This window comes from Halanaerobium saccharolyticum, from assembly GCF_004362045.1.
Taxonomy (GTDB): Bacteria; Bacillota; Halanaerobiia; order Halanaerobiales; family Halanaerobiaceae; genus Halanaerobium; species Halanaerobium saccharolyticum_C.
Window position 1 is genome coordinate 20,472 of record NZ_SNWX01000028.1, and the last position, 23,224, is coordinate 43,695.

At 34.0% G+C, this 23,224-nt stretch carries 22 protein-coding genes and 1 tRNA gene; 1 reads left to right on the forward strand and 22 read right to left on the reverse strand.

The window, feature by feature from the left end; translation table 11 throughout:
- Positions 1-14 precede the first annotated feature (14 nt).
- Positions 15-1,931, reverse strand: coding sequence for a DNA topoisomerase (ATP-hydrolyzing) subunit B (gene gyrB / locus DFR79_RS13095; protein WP_133515928.1), 1,917 nt, complete (start codon positions 1,929-1,931; stop codon positions 15-17).
- 142 nt (positions 1,932-2,073) lie between these two features.
- On the opposite strand from gyrB, the gene gyrA reads away from it, so the two are divergent.
- Complete coding sequence (gyrA, locus tag DFR79_RS13100) at positions 2,074-4,458, forward strand: DNA gyrase subunit A (protein ID WP_133515929.1); 2,385 nt, start codon at positions 2,074-2,076, stop codon at positions 4,456-4,458.
- Positions 4,459-4,537: 79 nt separating this feature from the next.
- Here gyrA and DFR79_RS13105 read toward each other — a convergent pair whose 3' ends face one another.
- From DFR79_RS13105 to DFR79_RS13210, 21 genes are all read right to left on the reverse strand, one after another.
- Positions 4,538-5,128, reverse strand: a complete 591-nt coding sequence (locus tag DFR79_RS13105) for a cell wall hydrolase (protein WP_133515930.1) — start codon at positions 5,126-5,128, stop codon at positions 4,538-4,540.
- A 47-nt stretch (positions 5,129-5,175) separates the two neighbouring features.
- Positions 5,176-5,910, reverse strand: a complete 735-nt coding sequence (locus DFR79_RS13110) for an S-layer homology domain-containing protein (RefSeq protein ID WP_133515931.1) — start codon at positions 5,908-5,910, stop codon at positions 5,176-5,178.
- A complete protein-coding gene (locus DFR79_RS13115) occupies positions 5,911-7,899 on the reverse strand; it encodes a hypothetical protein (RefSeq protein ID WP_133515932.1) in 1,989 nt (662 codons plus the stop codon).
- A 6-nt stretch (positions 7,900-7,905) separates the two neighbouring features.
- A complete protein-coding gene (locus DFR79_RS16150; protein ID WP_166638055.1) occupies positions 7,906-9,072 on the reverse strand; it encodes a TonB family protein in 1,167 nt (388 codons plus the stop codon).
- Between the two features lie 15 nt (positions 9,073-9,087).
- A complete protein-coding gene (locus DFR79_RS13130) occupies positions 9,088-9,492 on the reverse strand; it encodes an ExbD/TolR family protein (protein ID WP_133515934.1) in 405 nt (134 codons plus the stop codon).
- Positions 9,473-10,132: a MotA/TolQ/ExbB proton channel family protein gene (locus DFR79_RS13135; protein WP_243727799.1), complete on the reverse strand. Its 660-nt coding sequence runs from the start codon at positions 10,130-10,132 to the stop codon at positions 9,473-9,475. Before DFR79_RS13135 ends, DFR79_RS13130 begins: the two co-directional genes overlap by 20 nt.
- 76 nt (positions 10,133-10,208) lie before the next feature.
- On the reverse strand, positions 10,209-11,603 hold the full coding sequence (locus DFR79_RS13140) for a sensor histidine kinase (RefSeq protein WP_133515936.1): 1,395 nt from the start codon (positions 11,601-11,603) through the stop codon (positions 10,209-10,211).
- Positions 11,603-12,280: a response regulator transcription factor gene (locus tag DFR79_RS13145; protein ID WP_133515937.1), complete on the reverse strand. Its 678-nt coding sequence runs from the start codon at positions 12,278-12,280 to the stop codon at positions 11,603-11,605. The genes DFR79_RS13140 and DFR79_RS13145 overlap by 1 nt, the downstream gene beginning before the upstream one ends.
- 156 nt (positions 12,281-12,436) lie before the next feature.
- Complete coding sequence (locus tag DFR79_RS13150; RefSeq protein ID WP_111571335.1) at positions 12,437-12,697, reverse strand: stage V sporulation protein S; 261 nt, start codon at positions 12,695-12,697, stop codon at positions 12,437-12,439.
- A 97-nt stretch (positions 12,698-12,794) separates the two neighbouring features.
- Positions 12,795-13,571, reverse strand: a complete 777-nt coding sequence (locus tag DFR79_RS13155) for a TIGR00282 family metallophosphoesterase (protein WP_133515938.1) — start codon at positions 13,569-13,571, stop codon at positions 12,795-12,797.
- 109 nt (positions 13,572-13,680) lie between these two features.
- Positions 13,681-15,204 carry a ribonuclease Y gene (gene rny / locus DFR79_RS13160; protein WP_133515948.1) on the reverse strand — a complete coding sequence of 508 codons (1,524 nt, stop codon included), beginning with the start codon at positions 15,202-15,204 and terminating at the stop codon, positions 13,681-13,683.
- A gap of 159 nt (positions 15,205-15,363) precedes the next feature.
- Positions 15,364-15,825 (reverse strand): regulatory protein RecX, encoded by a 462-nt coding sequence (locus DFR79_RS13165; RefSeq protein WP_133515939.1) that lies wholly within the window; start codon positions 15,823-15,825, stop codon positions 15,364-15,366.
- A gap of 6 nt (positions 15,826-15,831) precedes the next feature.
- Positions 15,832-16,875 (reverse strand): recombinase RecA, encoded by a 1,044-nt coding sequence (gene recA, locus DFR79_RS13170; protein WP_133515940.1) that lies wholly within the window; start codon positions 16,873-16,875, stop codon positions 15,832-15,834.
- 91 nt (positions 16,876-16,966) lie between these two features.
- Complete coding sequence (gene thpR / locus DFR79_RS13175) at positions 16,967-17,512, reverse strand: RNA 2',3'-cyclic phosphodiesterase (RefSeq protein ID WP_133515941.1); 546 nt, start codon at positions 17,510-17,512, stop codon at positions 16,967-16,969.
- 12 nt (positions 17,513-17,524) lie between these two features.
- Complete coding sequence (locus DFR79_RS13180; protein ID WP_133515942.1) at positions 17,525-18,727, reverse strand: tetratricopeptide repeat protein; 1,203 nt, start codon at positions 18,725-18,727, stop codon at positions 17,525-17,527.
- Position 18,728: 1 nt separating this feature from the next.
- The gene (locus DFR79_RS13185) at positions 18,729-19,976 is read right to left on the reverse strand and encodes a competence/damage-inducible protein A (protein ID WP_133515943.1); all 1,248 of its coding nucleotides are present in this window, start codon (positions 19,974-19,976) and stop codon (positions 18,729-18,731) included.
- 88 nt (positions 19,977-20,064) lie between these two features.
- Entirely contained in the window at positions 20,065-20,505 is a 441-nt protein-coding gene (locus DFR79_RS13190) for a phosphatidylglycerophosphatase A family protein (protein ID WP_133515944.1), read from the reverse strand.
- 25 nt (positions 20,506-20,530) lie between these two features.
- The gene (pgsA, locus tag DFR79_RS13195; RefSeq protein WP_133515945.1) at positions 20,531-21,061 is read right to left on the reverse strand and encodes a CDP-diacylglycerol--glycerol-3-phosphate 3-phosphatidyltransferase; all 531 of its coding nucleotides are present in this window, start codon (positions 21,059-21,061) and stop codon (positions 20,531-20,533) included.
- The gene (gene rimO / locus DFR79_RS13200; RefSeq protein WP_133515946.1) at positions 21,045-22,382 is read right to left on the reverse strand and encodes a 30S ribosomal protein S12 methylthiotransferase RimO; all 1,338 of its coding nucleotides are present in this window, start codon (positions 22,380-22,382) and stop codon (positions 21,045-21,047) included. The genes pgsA and rimO overlap by 17 nt, the downstream gene beginning before the upstream one ends.
- A 104-nt stretch (positions 22,383-22,486) precedes the next feature.
- Positions 22,487-22,563 (reverse strand) — tRNA-Pro (locus DFR79_RS13205).
- Between the two features lie 109 nt (positions 22,564-22,672).
- Positions 22,673-23,224, reverse strand: a 552-nt coding sequence (locus tag DFR79_RS13210) for a UPF0236 family transposase-like protein (RefSeq protein ID WP_208107551.1), incomplete at its 5' end; no start/stop codon positions are given.

Consider the following 23,224-nt stretch of genomic DNA (forward strand, 5'->3'; position numbering starts at 1 on the left):
AATTGTAAACAGCCTTAAACATCAATAGTCTGAGCCAGTTCTGCATTTTCAAAAATAAATTCTTTTCTTAAAGAAGCATTTGAACCCATTAAACGGGTAAAAATATCATCAGCTTCAATTTCATCATCAATTTCAACTTTCTGCAGAACTCTATTTTCTGGATCCATTGTTGTATCCCAGAGCTGTTCCGGATTCATTTCTCCCAGTCCCTTATATCTCTGCAGAGAGAAACTGCTGCCTTCATTCTCAGATCTAAACTCTTTTAATTCCTGATCACTGTATAAATAATGACTTTTCCCCCACTTTGTGACCTTATATAAAGGTGGCTTAGCCAGATAAATATGTCCATTGTCAATTAGTTCGGGCATATAACGATAAAAAAGTGTTAAAATCAGGGTGGCAATGTGAGCCCCATCCACATCAGCATCAGTCATAATAATAATTTTGTGGTAGCGGAGTTTTTTAAGATTAAAATCTTCCCCAATTCCAGCTCCTAAAGCAGTAATGATTGAAGCAACCTCATTATTATTTAAAATTTTGTCAAGTCTGGCTCTTTCGACATTCAGGATCTTTCCTTTAAGCGGCAGGATGGCCTGAAATTTGCGCTCTCTTCCCTGTTTAGCCGAACCACCGGCAGAATCACCCTCAACAATGAAAAGCTCACTTTTTTCGGCCTTTTTACTGCTGCAGTCAGCAAGTTTACCGGGCAGTGAATTAGATGAAAGAGCAGTTTTTCTTTTTGTCAGCTCTCTTGCCTTTTTGGAAGCCTTGCGAGCTCTGACAGCCTGAACAGCCTTATCAATTACCTTTTTTGCCAGATCCGGATTTGTATCAAAGTATAAGCTTAAATACTCATAGACCTCACTTTCTACTATACTGCGGATTTCACTATTTCCTAGTTTAGACTTAGTCTGTCCTTCAAACTGCGGCTCAGGTAATTTAACATTAATTATCGCTGTAATTCCTTCTCTGACATCCTTACCATTTAAAGAAGAAATCTTTGCCGGCAGCTGATTATTATTTTTAGCAAAGTTGTTGATAGCTCTGGTTAGAGCAGTTTTAAAACCGGTCAGATGATAACCTCCATCTACCGTATTTATATTATTAGCATAGGAAAAAATTCGCTCATTATAACCGTCATTATATTGAATGGCAATCTCCACCTCATAATCATCAGGTTTTGATTCAAAATAAATAATATCCTGATTAATTACATTCCGATCTTTATTTAAAAATTCAACAAAAGCCTTGATACCACCATCATACTGAAACTCTTCTTCTTCAATTTTTTCGCCCCGTTCATCTCTCAAAATAAGAGTTAAATCCTTATTTAAATAAGCTGATTCCTGCAGACGATGAGCTAAATTTTCATACTTAAATTCTGTAGCCGTAAAAATTTCTGGATCTGGCTTAAAGCGGATTACTGTACCACTGCGGTCAGTACTCCCTATCTTTTTTAACTTATCAACAGGAATTCCTTTTTTATAGTGCTGCTGATATTTATTCCCCTTCCAGTGAGTTGTAATTGTTAGTTCTGAAGAGAGAGCATTAACTACTGAAACCCCAACTCCGTGCAGCCCCCCAGAGACCTTATAACTATTATTATTAAATTTACCACCCGCATGCAGGGTCGTTAAAACTACCTGAACCGCTGGCAGACCTGTATCTTTGTGAATATCAGCAGGTATTCCGCGACCAAAATCTTCTACCGTAATTTCTTCACCTTCGTGAATAGTGACCTTAATTCGATCACCATTTCCGGCCAAAAATTCATCTATACTGTTATCTACTACTTCCCAGACAAGGTGATGTAATCCTCTAATACCTGTACTACCAATATACATCCCAGGCCTTTTACGAACAGCTTCCAGACCTTTAAGCACCTGTATCTGATCAGCATTATAATCTACATTATCAAAAAGTGTATCCATCGTTCTTCACCATCCTCCATTTCATTATTATAACAAAGAGAATCTTAGAATGCCAGTCTATTCAGCTTTAAATTTGCAAAATCTATGATAAAAATGGTATTATAAATAAGCAGAAAACGATTAATTTGAGAGGAGATCGATAATGAAAGAAGAAATTTATCCAATTGCAATTGAAGATAAAATGAAAGATGCTTATTTGAATTATTCCTTAAGTGTAATAATCGGCAGAGCTCTGCCTGATGTTAGAGATGGTTTAAAACCAGTCCATAGAAGAATACTTTTTGCTGCCCGAGAATTGGGGCTGCTCCACAACAGACCACATAAAAAATCAGCCCGCCTGGTTGGTGAGGTTTTAGGTAAATTCCACCCCCATGGTGATAGTGCTGTTTATGATGCTATGGTCAGGATGGCCCAGGACTTTAATCAACGTTATCAATTAATTGACGGCCACGGTAATTTTGGTTCAATTGATGGTGATAGTGCTGCTGCTATGCGTTATACAGAAACAAAGCTAACAGAAATTGCCGAAGCTCTGTTAGATAATATCGATGAGGAAACTGTTAATTTTATTGATAACTTTGACGGCAGCCTCCAGGAACCGGAAGTATTACCCTCCAAGATACCAAATCTTTTAGTAAATGGCTCCAGCGGTATTGCTGTAGGGATGAGCACCTCTATCCCTCCTCACAACTTAGGAGAGGTTATAGACGCTCTGATCCACCTTCTGGACTACCCTAATGCCCGACTGGATACAATTATTAATAATCATCTACCCGGTCCTGATTTCCCAACTGGTGCTTCCATAGTAGGTAATGATGGAATTAAAGCTGCTTATGAGACTGGTAAAGGGAAAATCACTTTAAGAGCAAAGAGTAAAATTGAAAAAGAAGGCAGGCATCGAAATTTAATTATTACTGAAATTCCCTATCAGGTTAATAAAGCTAAATTAATTGAAGAAATTGCTGAACTTGTAAATAAAGGGAAAATCTCTTCTGTTTCTGATTTAAGAGATGAATCTGATAAAAAAGGTATCAGAATTGTTATTGAGTTAAAAAGCAGTGCTGATCCAGAATTAACTTTAAACAGATTATATAAATATACAAATTTACAGAATAACTTTCGAATCAATCTTTTAGCACTCAATAATAAAAAACCTGTTGTGATGGGACTTTTAGAAATTTTAAATCATTTTTTAGATTTTCGCAAAGAAGTTATCAAAAATCATACTGAATATAATTTAAATAAATCCGAAAATCGGTATCATATACTGGAAGGTCTAAAAAGAGCTATTGACGAACTGGATATAGTAATTCAGGTAATCAGAAATTCCCAGTCCAAAAAAGAAGCAAGAGATAAATTGATGGAAGCTCTGGAGATTTCGGAAAAACAGGCCCAGTCAATTTTGGAGATGCAGCTGCAGCGGCTGGTCGGAATGGAATTTGAAAAACTGGAAGCTGAAAGAGAGGAACTTGCTGAAAAAATAAAGTATTATAAAAATATCCTGAATAATAAAGATCAATTAAATAATGTTCTGCGGGAAGAATTAAAAGAAATCAAAAAACGTTTTAACGATCAGCGAAGAACCGATATTATTGCTGATGATAGTCAGGCAGAAATTACTAAAGATGACTTAATTAAAGAAAAAAATGCAGTCCTTTCCCTTTCCTATCGGGGGATTATAAAAAGAAATGATGAATTCAGCAATTTAAGAGCAGCCAAAAATGATTATTTAATCTCAACTGTTGAAGGTTCATCTTTAGATCAGCTTCTCTTCTTTAGTGATCACGGGGAAGTATATAATTTACAGGTTCATGATATCGAAGAACATCACGGGCTTGCTACCGGTGATAATCTAAGTAAATATCTTCAGATCCCCATAAAAGAAAATATTATTTCACTTAATATTTTAGCTAAAGAGGCAGATGAATCTGAGAATCAATATTACACTTTTGTTACCAGATCAGGCTTAATTAAAAGAAGTAATGCTGATGAATACAGAACAAATTACAGCCACATTAGAGCAATTAAATTAGATGATGATCAGCTAATTAATGTCGAAAAGACTGATGCTGTCCAGGATTTAATTGTGGTCAGTAAAAATGGTTATTTGATTAGATTTAGTGGTGACACATTCTCTACAACCGGACGCAATACTCTGGGCAGTAAGGCAATAAATTTGGGAGAAAATGAGGAGGTACTGTACTTTAACACTTTTGATCCGAAAAATTTCTTAGTCTCAATTAGCGATGATGGCAGAGCTAATAAGATTAGACTAAAAAGTTTTAAAGCTCAGAAAAGAAATGGCAAAGGGATAAGGATTTTTTCCAATACAAATTACAAATTAGCAGGAGCTGTGAAAGCAGCTAAAGATGATAAAATACTTATTGCAGCTAAAAATGGAGAGATTAATGAAATTAGAGTTAATGAGATACCCAAAACTTCAGCCGGTGGAAATATGTATCAAGTAACAAAAGATTTAAAATTTGAAAAGATAGTAGCTGTAAAAAAAATCATTGAAACTGATTAAAAATCTAACTCAATAGTAATATCATGTATAAAAGAACCTCAGCCTATAATTAAACTGGCTGAGGTTCTTTATTAATTATTTATTTTAAAAACACATGATTCCCTATAGTTACAACCTTTTCTCTGTCAGCAAAGAAGGATGGGTTTTTAGACTTAGCTGGATTGTAAAAATACAGACTTCCTTTGCTGGGATCCAGACCACTTACTGCATCATAGGCAGCTTTAAACGAGTCACTATCGGGAGAATAATTAATCATCCCATTTTCTACAGGAGTAAATTGTCCGGATTGATAAACAACTTCTCTAATAGAATTCGGAAAAGAAGGATGATAAACTCTATTAATAATCACAGCTCCTACCGCAACTTTCCCCTTATAGCTCTCACCTCGAGCTTCTGCATTAATTATGCTGGCCAGTATTTCTATTTCCTCTGCACTAAAGTTTTTATAGCTATGATAATCATCTTTTCTCACACCATCATTTTTATTATCTCCATCACCGGAAAGAACAACTAACAAAAACATAAGACCCAACCCGGTATAGATATCTTCTTTTTCAATAGAAGCAGCTTTAAGCTCAGCAGCTGGCATCGTATAGGGTAAGAATACTGCATTCAATATCATAATTAAAGCTAAAGATATAATTATCTCTTTAAAATGAATCCTGGACATATAAACTACGCTCCTTAATCATAATTTTTTGCAACACTAGCCTGAAATTAAAGTAATAAGGCCAGTAAAGCTAAACCACCAAGAATATAGCCAGTATTTATAGAAGAACTACCATCTTTTTTGGTTTCCTGGGCAGCAGCCTTTTCTGCCACTAATTCTTTAATTCTGTTTTCAAGTTCCTCTATTCTTGTCCTGTTAATACTCTGATTGTCTTCCAGTGCCTGGAGCTGCTTCCCGGATAGTCCTTCTTCCTGGATAGTAGTTAGTTTGTCTTCTATACTGGCAATCTGATTATTAATTTGATTTACGCTTTCTTCTAAATCTGAAACTTTTTGAACTTTTTCCTGCATTTGTGAAACTCGAACATTAATATTTGCTATATCTTCATCCTGAATCTGATTTTTGTCTTCTAAATTATTTAGTCTCTGTTCAAATTCTTTCTGTCTTTCAGCAACTTTAACGAGTTCATCTCTAAATTCTAATGATAATTTTCTAATTACATCAACATCTTCTTCAGAAAGTTTTTGAGATGCTGAATCACCGGCGGTATTTTTCAATACATTGGCAATTATTTCGGCCATTTCATATCTTGTTAATGGCTGTTCACCATTAAAATCCTCACCAGAATATAAGCTTAAATATCCTCTTTCAGCCAGCATCTGAACACTATCATAAGCCCAGTGGTCCCGGGGTACATCATCGAACTGCTGAGCCAGAGCACCTGCACTAAAAACCAAGATTAATAATAAGGTTATCAAAAAAACACTTTTATAATTTAACATTTAATTTTCCTCCTCAAGATTATTTCTAATTTCAATTTGAAAGGTATTTCCTGATCCATTTACAGCCTTTAGATTACTAATGTTTATACTTCCAGGACTGTCTTCTTTTAAAATGAAATGAACTGTAGCTATCACACCATTTGCTTTATTAAAGGGAAATTCCTGATTAAATATAACTTTTCCGATTTTAGATCTGTCCGGTCGGTTAAAAGGTAACAAATTATTATCACCGACAAAGAAATCTCCACGTGAAATGTGTGTCAATAACAGTTTATCACTATTATAATTTAGTTCAAAACTAATATTTTCCGCTTCAGCAATATTAGCAGCAATAATATCTACTGCATAATAATCTTTATCCTGCTGTCCCATAGTTTCTTTAAGTAAAATTAACGGTTTTAATTGTGGGAGATTTATTTCCTCAACAATAGTTTTCTGATAATTATTTAAGCCGCTTACTTTTAAGGCAAAAGGTAAAGTTCCATCAACTCTTAAAGCTTCAATTGCCCAGTTAATATTAATACTTTCTTCCTTTCTTAAAATACCAAGTCTCTTTTTACTTTTTTCACTGCTTGCTGTCACTAAGCCAGGAGGTAAAATTAATTCTGCTTCTACCCCATATAAAGAACTTTCTCCAGAATTATTAATTTTAGCCTGAATTCTAAAAGGATTTGGCTCCAGTTTTCCTTCAACTGATTCTACCTCTTCCAACAAAGTAATATTTGCATTTAATTCAGGTGGACCTAAAAATTCAACTTTTCTTTCCACCTCATTAGAATCAGTATTATCTGCCTCAACTTTAACCCGATAGGTCATTTCTTCAGGAAGTTTATTACGATTATTAGCTCTCACATTCCAGGTTATTTGAGATATATCTTCTGGTGCCATATCACCAATATTTCTGCTTATCTGTTCAGCGCTAAAGTTATCAGGTAGTTCAATTCTTATTGATACATTACGGGCATTAATCTCAGATGTATTCTCTAAATAAGCAACAACAGGAAAGCTCTGATTATTTGCGTCTAAAGTAACTTCTGCTGGTGATGTGACTCCCAGAGATAAAATACCAGGAACAATGGTAATTCCACCGAGTCCATACTTGGTAATATAAGTTTTGCTTTCTCCAGGTTTAATAATTTCAGGGACCCAGTACATGGCCATAGCGCTATCAATCTCATACTCACCTTTGCGAATAAATTCCTGCCCTGGATTAAAATCGAAATCCCAGACACCATCAGCCAGACTACCCCAGTCAGAAAAATAAACTCTATCAGGTGTACTTACATCCGGACCAATAAAGGAACCCTGTGACGTAACCTGAGGATTGGAAACACTATCAAAAGCCTGCCAGAAATCATCGAGCTGTTTACTATAATATAATTTATCAGTAGAAATAGTGTCTTCTCCCAGTCTAAAAGGAGCTCCATCATTTTCTCCCAGCATTGTATCCAGCATTACTCTCAAGCCAACCTTTTCTTCCTGATCACCCTGATTAATAATTCTATACTGTATTTGGGCACTATCTGCAAGTCCGGTTGTTGAGCTTTTTACTATTGAGAGAATTTGTTCCACTACAATATTTCCGAAACGAGTTCTGGTAATTATTTGATTATCCTTTACAGTTGGTTCCTGAATAACCTCACCATATTTTGCTCCATCACCAGCTCTTCGTTCTGTTGAGCCACCAAACACATATTTTTCCCCATTAATCCAGAGTGATGTATATGAAGTCCAGGGATTTGGACGACCATAAATTAAAGATTTATTATCATCATTTTCTCTTGCTGGTGCTCCTCCAGTTGTTTCTACAGCAAATCTTCCCTGGGAATTTTGGTTTTGATTAACTACAATTACTATATATTCATTTCCAAAACGAAGGTTATTATGCTCATCTTCATTTTGAAAGAAATTGTTCTGGGCTGCTGTATTAAAACTAAAAGTTAGAATTAAAAGCAGCACCATTAAAATAATTTTTTTATACTTATACATTAATTATCATTCACCTCCAGAAACAAATTCAACTTCACCAATATTTACATCTACTTGAGTGTTATCAGATTCATCTATATAATATCTTACTGAAACTGGAATTCTATAAGACTGTTGATACTCTTTGAATTCCCATCCGTGTTCCAGAGTCAGTTGAGCTACTCTATCCATAGAATCATGACCAGAAGATTCTACAAGCTGAATATTATTAACAGCACCTCCAGGTGAAATCTGGACCATTAATCTAACTGTACCTTCAGAACGACTACCCACTAAATCTTTCGGGAAAGTTGGAGGCTCAATTAAACCAATTAAATCTCCTGCAGTTGGTGGAGGTGGAGGATTAACATCTTCTTCCTCCTGCTCTGCCGCACTATCTTGAGTAGTTTCTTCTGCCGCAGGCTCTTCGGTCTCTTCCATATTCTTCTGCGTATTTTTCTCTGGAGCTGCTTTTATAGTCTCCTCTGTGGGTTTTTCATCTAATTTTGAATTTTCAGCTTTGGACTCAACAGGTTCTGTTTCGACCTTTTTCTCAGAACTAGTTTCCTGGACTACCTCAACCTCGCTCTCACTTTCCTTACTTGCCATAAGCTCCTGTTCATTTTTTGTTGTATTCTGTTCAGGTTCAGGAGCGGGTTCCGGCTCCGGTTCTGGTTCTGGTTTTGGTTTTGGCTCAGGTTCTGGCTCAACTTTTTCTACTTCTGGTTCAGGAGCAGGTTTTGGCTTTTCTTCAGCTGATTTTACCTCAGCTTCAGGCACTGATTCCTTCTTCTCTATATTTTCCTTTTCAGTTTCAGTATCAACCTCAGTTTTCATTTTGCTTTTCTCTTCCATTACGGGCTCAGGTTCCGGTTTAGAAATTTCTTCTTCTGGTTCAGGTTCGGGCACCGGCTCAGGTATCGGCTCCGGTTCCACTTTTTTCTCAACAATTTTTTCCTTTTCATCTCTGGCTGGATCTTCAGTTAATTCTGCCGCTGCTTCCGAATTTTTATCCTCTAAAGGAGCAGGTTGATAATCAACCAGCTGTACATAACCATATTCACTTAATTTGCTCTCACTTTTAGCACTTCCATGCAGAAAGCCGATTGGAAGAAAATAAAGTATTAAGAGATGAAAAATCATTGAAACAATTACATAAACCAGTAACTTCCTATCATTATTGTTATTAGGCATAAATTCACCATCCCATTAACTATCTTCTTTATCTGCAGCTAGTGCCAGTCTTGTAATTCCGACATTACGCAGACCATCCATTAAAGACACCACGTTTTCATAACGAGTATTTTTATCAGCACTAATTACAATTGTCAACTTATTATTTTCATTATTTGCAACTTCCGCTTCCGAAATAATTTGATTTAAATCCAGAGACTGATCTTGATAATAATAATTACCTTCCGAATCAATCTGTACAATAAAGTTTTCTGTATTTTGTTCTGTAGCAGTTACAGCTTTTGGCAGCTGCATTTCAATTCCTTCAGGAGCTGTTCTAAATGTAGTAAAGAGCATAAAAAATACTAAAAGAAAAAATATAACATCAATCATTGGAATAATATTGATTGAACTTTTTTTCTTAAGAGTAGTTTTGAACATCACTGTCACCTCTATTATTGCTGACAACATCAACAATCTCAACCATACTTAAATTCATCTGATGAGCTCTTCTTTCCACTTTATGAGCAAAATATGAATAAAAGATAGCAGTTGGAATAGCAATAATAAGTCCTAAAGCAGTACTAATTAGTGCTGCTGCAATCCCAGAACTTATCTGAGCCGGGTTTGCTGCCCCAGCAGCTGTTCCCAGGATATTAAAACTGCTAATAATTCCAATTACTGTTCCTAAAAGACCAAGTAGAGGAGAAATCATAGCCACAACATCTAAAATAGGCAGATGTCTTTCCATTTTCTTTATTTCATCCTCGCCAACAGCCTGCAAGACCTCTCTTAAACGAGAAGGATCTTCACTATTATGTGCCAGAGCAGTTGATAAAAGTTTTGCATTAGTACCTTTTTTGCCTTTTAATTCATTTAAAGCACTTAAAATATCTCCTTCTTCAACTAAAATTTCAATTCGCTTAATTAATCTAAAATTGTTATCATTATTCCTGTAAAAGAAAATTGTTTTTTCAATAATTACTGCCAGACTAAACACCGACGCAATTAAAAGTGGTATAGTCATTGGTCCACCTAATGTCAATAAATTCCAAATACGATTTAAATCCAATCCTATCACTCCTCTTAAATCTAATAATAATTAATATATTCTACGCTAATTTTAGTTTCAATATAAAGTATAATAATCCTTTAAATTAATCTCTAGTCTCTGGAAAAATCAACTTAAATAAAGTCCCCTCTTCACCGCTCTCAACTCTAATTTTTCCCTGATGAGCTTCCATCAATTCTCTGGCAACTGCCAGACCAATACCTGTACCCTGATTTTGCGAATTTCTTGATTTGTCTGCTCTGTAAAATCTTTCAAAGATAAAGGGCAGATCATCTTCACTAATTCCAACCCCATTATCCTGAATATAAATAACTAAATTATTTTTTTCTTTTATAGCTTTTATTTCAATTTCTCCATTTTCATTATTGTATTTAATTGCATTTTCAATAATATTGTTAAAAATTTGGAATAAGCTGTTTGAATCCCCTCGCAGATAAAGGTTTTCTTTCAACATTAATTTAACATTTATATTTTTTTTATTCAAAAATTTATGCTGTTGTTTTATTATTTTTTTTATTATTGGCGTTATATTAACCCGTTTTTTTTCTAAATTAAAAATCTTATTTTGAGCATCAGCAAATTCATTTAATTTATCAATCAAAACTGTCATTCTCTGGGTTTCTTCCTGCATTTCAGTAATGTTTTCCTGATTTGCCTCTATTTTTCGATCCTCTATCGCTTCCAGATAACCTTTAATTGTTGTCAGTGGTGTCCTTAATTCATGAGCTAAATCAGCAGTTGATTCTTTTCTAATTTTCTCTAATTTTAACAGCTTTTCACTCATTAAGTTAAAAGCATCTACCAGTTCAGCTAATTCGTCATCTCCTCTGCTTTCAATATTCTGCTGATAATTTCCCTGAGCTACTTCAAGAGCAGCATTTTTAACTTTAATTACAGGTTTTGTTATTTTTTTAGACAAAACAAATGATAAAATTATAATTAATAAAATTACAATTAAAGCACTAAATATTATTGCTTTATAGACATTTTTCTTAAAATAATTATATAAACCTGAATCAAGTTGGTTTTCGGGATTAATGTTTTTCCAGTAGAGGGTCAGTACCTTTTGACCATCTACAATAACTGCTTCAGACTTTGTTTGTCCTGGAAGCTCACCAGGTAGCTGTCTTATATTCATAGGACTATTCCCATTCATCCCCATTCTTCTCATCATCTGAGACATCTGATTATGCTGAGCAGAAAAATAAATAAATTCTCCTTTGTTATTTTCAATCCAGATAGGAATTCCATTAGTTCTGCTGAAATTATCAACTAAAGTTTGTACACTATTAAAATCATTATTTTTTAAGTTTTCACTGAGCACTGCAGCCAGTTCACTAATAGTTTCTTCTCTCTGTAAATTTATAAAGTCATTAAAACTTTCTCCAATAGAAAAATTAATGAACAGTCCGACCAGCAGTAATGAAAAAATAACTAACATCAGAAAAACAGCAAATAACTTTTTACCCAGTCTGGACATTAAATATCACCTATAAACTTATACCCTGCTCCATACACAGTGACAATATACTGGTCTTTTTCCAGCTCCATTTTTTTGCGTATGTTTTTAATATGAGCATCAATAGTTCTGTCAAAACCACTAAATTCCAGTCCCATTACTCTGTCAGCAAGCTGTTCTCGACTTAAAACCTGACCGGCATTATTAATTAACACCATAAGTATTTTAAATTCAGTATTTGTTAACTGACAATCATCATTATCTTTTTTTACTATCATTTCCTCAGAATATATTTTGAATTCTCCATCATTTAAGATGATAATACCTGCTTTTTCTTGATTGCTGCTGCGTCTTAAGATAGCTCTGGTACGGACCAGTAGTTCTCTGGGACTAAAAGGTTTAGTAAGATAATCGTCTGCACCATAATTGAAACCTTCAATTTTATTTTCTTGACTGCTTTTTGCAGTAAGCATAATAATCGGGATTTCAGAAACCTGCCTTATTTTTTGACATACTCTTTCCCCACTTATCTCAGGCAGCATTAAATCTAATATAATTAGATCAAAATAATTATTTTTGAAAATTTTTAAAGCTTCCTCTCCATTATCAGCTTCAAAAATTTCGTAATACTCATTTAAATAACTTCTAATTATTTTTCTTATTTTTGCTTCATCTTCAACAACTAATATTTTTTCCACTCTGCCACCTCAAAAATATAATAAGTTATAATTAAGCAAGTCTACTAAATAGTCCTAACTACATCTATTATATAACTTAACACCTCTATAACACAAGTTAAAATAAGATTAAAAATAAAAAAATCTGTCTGCCAGAATGGCAAACAGATAAAATTTCTATCTTGGTTCTACAATCAACTTGATTGCTGTCCTCTCTTCTCCATCAATTTCGATATCTGTGAAAGCAGGAATACAAATTAAATCAATTCCACTCGGAGCTACAAATCCTCTTGCAATAGCTACTGCTTTTACCCCCTGATTAAGCGCTCCAGCTCCAACAGCCTGTAGTTCTGCATTTCCATTTTCCCGAAGAACACCGGCCAGAGCCCCAGCGACTTTGTTAGGACTAGAATTAGATGATACTTTTAATACTTCCATCTTCGTCTATTACCTCCTTGATTGGATAAAATATTATTTCCCTCTATATAATATATTAGCCATAAATGAAATAAATTCCTGCTTATTAAGAAAAAAATTATAAATTATTTTTTTTAATTTCCATGATTTGGTTGACAGTGTTAGTCTTCTCATCTACTTTAATTAAAACGGCCTCAATTTTTACTTCCCCTGTTCCTACTTCATATCTAACAGGGAGAGAGTTTATCATTTTTTCTATCATTTTATCAGGTTTCATCCCTAAAATAGAATCAACTGCTCCAGTTAAACCCGCATCAGTAATATATCCAGTTCCCTCAGGTAAAATTTGAGCATCATTTGTCTGTACATGGGTATGGGTACCTATCACTGCGGTTACCATCCCATCTACAGCTCTGGCAAATGCCATTTTTTCTCCGGTTGCTTCTGCGTGGAAATCAACCAAAATAATATCTGAATTCTTAATTTGAGGATATAATCCCATAAATTTGTGATAGGGAGAATCATAACCGGACATATAAACCTGACCAATTAAATTGACAAGAGTAATTTTTTTGGAATTAACTTTTAAAGTCTGCCAACCCTGTCCCGGATTATTTTCTGGAAAATTTAAAGGCCGGATAAGATTAGGATCATCATCAATAAACTTAAAAATATCTTTATTATCCCAGGTATGATTACCCATTGTAAAAAAATCTATTCCATATCCATATAATTCTGCTGCAACTTTTTTAGTTATCCCAAAACCTCCAGCAGAGTTTTCTCCATTTGCAATCACAAACTCAATATCGTGTTTTGTCTTTATTTGATCTAAAAAAATTCTGACAGCACGTCTCCCAGCTCTGCCTACAATATCTCCAATAAATAAAATATTCATTAAAAATCTCTCCTATACATTAAACTTTACTTTCCCTCTTTATTAATATCCTAAATTTATTAAAGGCTCCTCAAAAAGAGGAGCCCATTAATTTCATAATTAATTATTTTTATTTAGCATAATCTACTACTCTGGTTTCACGAATGATAACAACTTTAATCTGTCCAGGGTAGTCGAGATTCTTTTCTATTTTCTTAGTAATATCTCTGACCATTTTGGTACTTTCGATGTCATTAATTTTATCAGGCTCAACAATAACTCTAATTTCTCTTCCTGCCTGAATAGCATAAGCTTTTTTTACACCATTAAAAGACTCACCAATTCCCTCTAAATCTTCAAGTCTCTTAATATATGAATCTAATGTTTCTTTTCTGGCTCCTGGTCTTGCTGCGGAAATTGCATCTGCTGCTGCAACTAAGACTGCTTCTACTGATTTAAATTCAACATCACTATGATGAGCTTCGATTGTATGAATCACTTTTTCACTTTCACCATATTTCCTTGCAGTATCAACACCAAGATTAACATGAGTACCTTCCATATCATGATCGATTGCTTTTCCAATATCATGAAGAAGGCCACCCCGTCTTGCAAGAGTAACATCAGCACCCAGTTCAGCAGCCATAATGCTTGCCAAATAGGATACTTCGATAGCATGCTGTAATACATTCTGTCCATAACTTGTTCTGAATTTAAGTCTTCCTAACAACTTGACTAATTCAGGGTTCAAGCCGTGAACTCCTGTATCAAATGTTGCCTGTTCTCCAATTTCTTTAATGTGCTGATCTAATTCTTTTTCAGCCTTTTCGACCATTTCTTCAATTCTAGCTGGATGAATTCGACCATCAATAATTAATTTTTCTAAAGCAATTCTTGCAATTTCACGTCTAATTGGATCAAAACCAGATATAACAACTGCTTCCGGAGTGTCATCAATAATTAAATCGATACCTGTTAGACTCTCTAAAGTTCTGATATTTCTTCCCTCACGTCCAATAATTCTACCTTTCATATCATCATTTGGAAGATTAACAACAGAAACAGTTGATTCTGTTACATGATCAGCTGCAGACCTCTGTATTGCAAGTGAAATAATTTCTCTAGCCTTTTTCTCAGATTCTTCTTTTGCCTGAGCTTCTTTTTCTTTAATCATTTTAGCATATTCATGATCCAGCTCAGATTCTACCTTATTTAAAAGATAATTTTTTGCTTCGCTTTCTGAGAAACTAGAAATCATTTCTAATTTTTCTTTCTGTTCTTTTTTAATTTCTTCAATTTCCTCTTCAGCTTTTGCTAAATTCTTATCTCGATCTTTAATGCTCTGTTCTTTACGATCTAAGTTTTCAGCTTTACGATCAAGATTTTCCTCTTTTTTCATCAATCTATTTTCTAATTTCTGCAGCTCATCTCTTCTTTTCTGACTTTCTTTATTTGCTTCTTCCCGAATCTGATGAGCTTCTTCTTTTGCTTCAAGAATAGTTTCCTTTTTCTTTGCCTTGGCATCTCTTTCTGCATCTTGGAGTATCTTCTCTGCTTCTTCTTCGGCAGACTGCATACGTGCTTTCGCAATATATTTTCGAATTAAATACCCAATTACAATTCCGAGAGGTAGGGCTATTATAAAATATAACATAGCTCCATTAATAATATTCACCTCCTGTCTAATATTCAATTTTTTAATTTTATATTTACATTTACTAATAATATTTTAACTTTTTTCGCACCTTATGTCAAGAAAAGTCTATAATCTGGTATAAAAAGGAAAAAGCCCGCTAAAAGCAGGCTTTAATACTTATTTATCTGTTATCTGATAAATCAAATCATAACTAAAACCTTTATTAGCTAAATAGTTTTTTAATTTATAACTGGAACTATCTTCTTCAGTCCGTCTGCGCAGCCATTTTTCCATTAAATATTCAGCCATTTCTAGTTCATCCTGCTCACTTAAATACTGATTTAAAGCGGAATTAATTATTTTTTGATTTACACCTTTATTTTTAAGTTCTTTATATATTAACTTTCTGCCGCGGGGATGATGCTTTTTTCTCGACCTGATCCACATTTCTGCAAAACGCTCTTCATTTAAATAATCTTTTTCCAATAAAAAATCGACTACTGCTTTAATAACTTCCTCAGTAAAATCTTTTTTGCGCAGACGATCTTCAATTTCTTTAATAGTTCTTTCCCGGTAGCTCAGTAATTTAAAGGCCTTATTACGTGCTTTCGAAAATTCTTCTTTATCTATTTGATCCATTGGGAATTATTCCTCTTCCTTTTCTTTTCCTTTTTCACTTTCATCTTCATTTTCACCATCAATAAGACCAACTTTTACTCTTATTTTTTGATCAATCTCTTCCATAACTTCTGGATTATCACGCAGAAATTCTTTAGAGTTTTCTCTACCCTGGCCGAGACGAACATCACCATAGGAATACCAGGAACCAGCTCTGTCTACAATTCCAGTTTCTTCTCCCAGGTCAATAACACATCCAGGCTGTGAAATTCCTGTACCATACATAATATCAAATTGACAATTTCTAAAGGGAGCAGCCACTTTATTTTTAACAACTTTTACTTTAGCTGTACTACCAATTAGCTTATCTCCGTCTTTAATCGTTTGTGATCTTCTCATTTCTATTCTGACAGAAGAATAAAACTTAAGTGCACGCCCTCCAGGAGTTGTTTCAGGGTTACCAAACATCACCCCAATTTTTTCTCTAATCTGATTGATAAATACAACTGCTGCCTTAGATTTACTAATTGCTCCGGATAATTTACGCATTGCCTGAGACATTAGTCTAGCCTGCAGTCCCATATGAGAGTCTCCCATATCTCCTTCTAATTCTGCCTTTGGTACCAGAGCAGCAACAGAGTCAATAACCACCAGGTCAACAGCATTACTCCGGACCAGTGCTTCTCCAATTTCTAAAGCTTCTTCTCCACTGTCAGGCTGTGAGATTAATAAATTATCAATATTTACACCTAAATTTTTAGCATATTTAGGATCAAGTGCGTGTTCAGCATCAATAAAGGCTGCAATACCATCCAATTTTTGGGCTTCTGCAATTATATGGAGGGCTAAAGTTGTCTTACCTGATGATTCATTACCATATAACTCGATAATTCTTCCTTTAGGGATCCCACCAATACCTAAAGCCAGATCCAGAGGTAAAGCTCCTGTAGGAATAGCTTCTACATTTAACTTCTGTGAGTCCCCAAGTCTCATTATTGAACCTTTACCAAACTGTTTTTCAATTCTCTTAACTGCCTTATCAAGCGCTTTTTCTTTATCACTAGTTGCCAAATTTATCTTCCTCCCCAAATATATTTTAACTGCAATTTTTGTCTTTAATTATATTATAGAACAGATGTTTAATGATTGCAAGGGCTAATTTCTATTTAATGGAAAATAATTCAATATATTCTGGGCCGCTAGCTTTTAACTCACTTTTATAAAGGCTGATACTTTCAATTTTTGCATAAATATTTATAAAGTTCTCCTGCAGCAGTTCTTCTTTAATTTTAAAGGGCTTACTTTTGTTGCGCCCCAGAGTTAGATGTGGAACATAATCCCTTTGATCATTCTCAATATCATATTTAAGCAGCTCCTCTTCCAATTTATCGTGCATCTTAGACAAAATATCTTTTCCCTGCTTCAGAGCAAGATAAATTACTTTAGCTGTTTTACTAGTCGGAAATGCATCAAGCTTTGCAAATTGGATATACTCATTTTTTTGATTAAAATTGATTTCTTTTAAGGCTTTTATTAAATTTTCCTTATCTTTATCTGAAGTTTCTCCAATAAATTTAAGCGTTAAATGCCAATTATTTCTTTCGACCCATTTAATGTCACTATTTATTTTAGTTTTTAAATACTCCAGCTTTTTTTCTATTAACTTCTTGCTGCGTGAATTAAAATTAACTGCTATAAAAAGTCTCATTTATAACACCCTTTAATTAATATTTAATTCTTTTTCTATTCTATCCAGAAGTTCTCTTGCCTGCTGGTACCTGTCATTGATATGCAGAGCTTTTCTAAGTTCGGCTCTGGCCGCCTCTAACATATCCGCCTGGTAATAAGCTTTTCCTAAATAATAACGACTCTCTGCATAATTAGGATTTTTATCTACTGCCAGTGAAAAACGTGAGATAGCACGGTAATATTCTTCTCTTTCTAAATGAACCTTTCCTTCAGCTAAATATGCTTCTACATAATCAGGGTTATATTTTAAGGCCTGGCTGTAGTAATTTAAAGCCTGATTTAAATTACCTTTTATTTTTTCTACATTTCCCAGTAAATAATAACCATAATAAGAATTTTTATTAATTCCCACGGCTTTTTTCAGTGCGGTTTGAGCTTTCTCATAATTTTCTAGTTCGATATAACTTTCTCCCAGTCCAATATAGTAAGGTGCAAAATCTTTTCTGGTTTTTATACCCTGATTAAAAATGGATACTGCTGAATTATAATTGTTTAAACGCTGATATAAATTACCCAGATTCAAATAAAGTGAAGATTGAGTTCCATTTAATTCAAGAGCAGATTCATAATATTCTACTGCCTGCTTTAATTTTCCCTGTTTTTCTTTGATTTTTGCGAGGTTTAGATAATCAGCTGCACTGGCCTCATTTTTAATTATTTCCAGATATAAATTTTCAGCTTTCTCCAGTTCTTGATTTTCTAAATAGGCATAAGCAAGGTCTCTTTTAAAGTCAAGCTTATTTAAACCCAGACTTTTTGCTTTTTCAAGATATTTCAATGCTTCTTCAAAATTTGCACTATCAAATTGGTTTTTTTCATTTAAAAATAGTTCTGCAATCTGCCAGTTTAAATTTCCACTCTGAAATCCTAAATCATTCATTCTCTCTAAAGAATCTATTGCCTTAGTAGTTTGATATCGATTAACTGCAGTCATAGTCGAATAATATAAAACACTAAATTGTAATCCCTCATCTAAATTTTCAGTTTCCAGAAGCTGATTAAATTTTTCTTGAGCCAGGGCAAAATTTTCTGAATTATAATCATTTAACGCCTCAGAAAAAATCTCAGCAGATGTTTTTTCTTCAACTGCCTTGGCTTCCTGAGCCAGAGCAAAATTTGAAACTGAAAACAGTAAAAAAATAATAATAATTAGATAAATTATTTTTTTGAACATTTTAATTTTCCTCGCTTTCCTTTATTAATTTATAAATTTCAAATAACACAATCTGTGAAGCATAATAACGATTCATTTCCCGACCATAGTTTTTTTGCAACTTAAAAACTTTAATTTTATTTTGATAAAAAAGAGCAACAAACATTGTACCTGCACTTTTACCATTATGACTGGCTGGACCGGCAGCTCCAGTAGCTGCAGCAGCAATCTCTGAATCAAAAATTCTTGCAGTATTCTCGACCATTGCTCTAGCACACTCTCGACTCACTACTCCATACCTTTCCAGAAGCTCAGACTCTATTTCTAATATTTCTTTTTTTATTTCTTCATTATAGGCAACTATCGATCCTAAAAAATATTTTGAACTCCCTGCTCTGGAAGTAAGTCTTTCAGCAATTAGGCCACCAGTAAATGATTCAGCTGTGGCTATACTTAAATTTTTAGAGATTAATAATTTGTGAACTTTATCTAATATATCCTGCTGATCTTCTCCATATATAAATTCTTTAAATTCTGCTTTAATTTTGCCAGCAGCTTTATTAATAACTTCTTTTTTTTCTTCTGCAGCTAACTGACTATTCTCATCAATTTTAAGCCTCAACTTTACTTCAGCTCGTCCAGCCTGATAACTAATCTTAAGAGCAGGGTTTAAGGTTAAATTTTCTACTTTAGAAGCCAGGGTTGACTCGCCAATTCCTATAAAGTTGAATTCTTTAATAAATAGTGTGTTTTTGCTTTTCTTCTTAAGATCTTTTAAAATCTTATTTTTAAATAAATACTTTAATTCTGAAGGAACACCAGGTAATAAATAAAAAGTTTTATGTTCTGTTTTAACTTTCAAAGCTGGGGCTGTCCCTTTTTCATTATTGATAATTTCTGCTCCCTCAGGAATATATGCCTGAGATAAGTTATTGGAAGTCATCTTCGAATTATGATTACAGAAGATATTTTCTAGCTTTTTTTCAATTTTTTTTGAATAAAGCAGCTTTAAATCAAGTGCTTCAGCAAATGCCTCTTTTGTCTGGTCATCTTTAGTTGGTCCCAGACCTCCTGATATAAAAATCAAATCAGCACTCTGACTGGCAGTAAAAATTGTTTTTTTAATATTTTCTTTTTCATCTCCACAAATAAAAATGTTTTCAGGCTCAAAACCTAAATTGGCTAAATTCTCAGCTAAAAACTTAGAATTACTGTCCTGTACAAGTCCACTAATTAATTCAGATCCAGTAGCTATTATGGCTGTCTTCAATTCTAAACACCTCAATTTTAGTATATCATTTTAAAATAAAAAAATCGACCTATTTAAGGCCGATTGAATTAAAATCTGATTAGAATAATTAAATTAAAATTATTATTATTTTTAAGATAATTAAAGATGTTAGCCCGGCCAGAATATCATCCATCATTACTCCCAGACCAGCTGGTAAAACCTCAGCTTTTTCTATTAACCAGGGTTTTAGAACATCAAAAAATCTGAATAAAATAAAACCCCCAACTAAAACCGGCAGAGTTGTTGGTAGAGTATAGAATGTAAGCAGCTGTCCGGCCATCTCATCTATTACTATCCTACTATCATCTTTAATTCCTGTCTGTCTTTGTTCAAAAGTAGCAACTGCGGCTCCTCCGATAGAAACAGCAGAAATTAGGTACATATTATTTAAAACTGGAAAGAAAAATAGAAGTACTACCATTAGTAAAGAACCCCAGGTACCGGGAGCGGCGGGAAGATGACCACTAAAAAAACCGGTTGCTAAAAAATGATTTATTTTATTAATCATAAGATTTTCCTCCTGTATTTATTATCTAAGAATAGTCAACCTCTGCTCCAGCAAAATAAGTATAGCCAGAATAAATGGTAATAATTACAGTAAGCCAGACTAAACCTTCAGTTAAAAGCACCGGCAGTTCAAGAATTAGGGGGTTTATAATTAAGACTACTGCTGTTAACATCTGGATAGTAGTTTTAGTTTTTCCCCAGATATTAGCCGAAATTACTGAACCCTGATCAGCTGCAACAACTCTTAATCCTGTAACTGCAAGCTCTCTGGCTACAATAATCAGTAAAGGCCAGGTAGAAAGAACACCTATTTCTACAAAGGCCGTAAAAACACCAATAATTAATAATTTATCTGCCAGTGGATCAAGAATTTTACCCAGAGTAGTAATTAAATTATGTTTTCTGGCATAATGACCATCATATTTATCAGTTAAGGCAGCTAAAATAAAAACAACAAGAGCAGCAATACTGGTAGTTAAGGAATTAATTAAAAGTAGATATATAATAATAGGGACCAGTAAAATTCTTAGAACAGACAGTTTATTTGGTAGATTCATCCTCAATCTCTCCTATTAAATCATAATGGAAGGCTTCTTTTATTACAGCCTGATAAATTTCTCCAATTTCAAGATTGTGATCTTTAATTGGAAGATAAATTTGATTATCAATTTCCGGTGAATCATAACGAGATCTTGCCAGATAATTTTCCTGGTCCTGATCTTCAATTATTACCTCAATTTTACGTCCAACTAACTCTTTGTTTTTAGCCAGAGAGATTTCCTGCTGCAGCTGCATAATTTCTTCTTTTCTTTCGGATTTAATCTTTTCTGAAACTCTCTGACCTAAATTATAGGCTGCAGTTCCCTCTTCTCTGGAGAATTCAAAAACACCCAATCTGTCAAATTTATATTTTTTAACAAATTCTTTTAAACTATTAAAATCACGCTCGTTTTCACCAGGAAAACCGGTAATTAAAGAAGTTCTAATCTTTGCATCAGGAATTTTATTTCTTATCTTATTAATAATATTAGCGATATCTTCTTCATTTCCTTTACGATTCATTAACTTTCTTATCTTTGCAGAAGAATGCTGAATTGGCAGATCAAAATAATTACAAATTTTATCCTCTTCTGCAAAAACCTCAATTATTTCGTCATTTATAAATTCAGGATAGCTGTATAAAACTCTAATCCACTTTATACCTTCTACTTCTGCCAGTTTTCTCAGGAGTGGAGCCAGGGTAGAACGTCCATAAATATCAACCCCATACTGAGTTGTATCCTGTGCGATAATTATTAACTCCTTAATTCCACTCTCAGCAATTGTTTTAGCTTCTGCTGTGATATCAGCTATTGATCTGCTTTTAACTGCACCTCTAATCTGTGGAATACTGCAGTAAGTGCAGTTATTATTACAACCTTCGGCAATCTTTAAATAAGCATAAACCTCATTATCTAATTCGCGGGGCAGGGAAGAACTGTAATCAAAACCGGCTGCTTCTACTCCACCAGTCTTTTTACCTTCCAGACTTTCTTTTATAACTTCAGCTATTTTATCAAAATTAGAAGTACCAAGGACTGCATCAATCTCCGGAATATCTGCCTCTAATTCCTCACTGTAGCGCTGGGTTAAACAACCCGTAACTATTACTGATTTACAGTTATAATGTTTTTTATATTCAAGTGCTGCTAAAATTGTCTCAATCGACTCCTCTTTTGCATCCTGAATAAAACCACAGGTATTAATAATAATCACTTCTGCTTTTTCAAACTTATCTGTATATTTGAATTCTTTTTCTCCTCTTAAAAAACCATTCATATGCTGACTGTCAACTTCATTTTTGGGACAGCCCAGGGTCATTAAAGAATATCTTATCATTTTTACTCCTTTATAGTGTCATAATTTTTAAATCAAATCATATAATTCCAAATTTTAAGCTCTATAACTACAAAAAAGCCCATAAAAGGGCCTAATTACTAAAATGGTCGGGCTATCCGGATTTGAACCGGAGACCTCTACACCCCCAGTGTAGCGCGCTACCAAGCTGCGCTATAGCCCGTTGTCAACAAGAAATATTATATATAAATTAATTCCTTTTGTCAAATAAAATAATGGATAGATTGTGTCAAGTAGCTTTTGGAAATAGATTAAGACTCCCTTTAAATATTTTAGAATGCAAGAGACTTTATTGCTCTTTGCAAACCAGCAACTTTGCCTTTGCGTAAGGCAGGAACTGTTTCTTTAGCAACAGGAAATAGTGTTTTCCTGTGATCTATAATTTTTTCTGTTCTCATTTTGATTCTTTTTTCTTTTTCCTTATGCTCATACAGTCGATATAAATCAGCCTTTTTACCACCATTATATTTAAATGCTCTTAATCTTGCCATTCGATCTGCACCATCTTCTGACCAGGCTAAGGGCCTGGAAGACATTCTTGAAGCCAATACATGACTTACATGACCTTCTGCACTACATCCTTCAGCATTTGGCTCATTGGCGTAATTTTCTATGCCTGCCCAGTTAGAATATATATAATTTCTTGCTTCTTTAACTCTCTCTTTTTGCTCCTCATTTTTCGCTTCCTCAGATAATATTTTAAAGGTCGACCTAACCCATTTGATTTTAGCTTGATTTAAACCCAACCAAAGATTACTTCTTTGCTTTGGATAGTGGCCTGTCGCCTTTAGTACATATTTATTTAAGTGATATCTATCCAATAT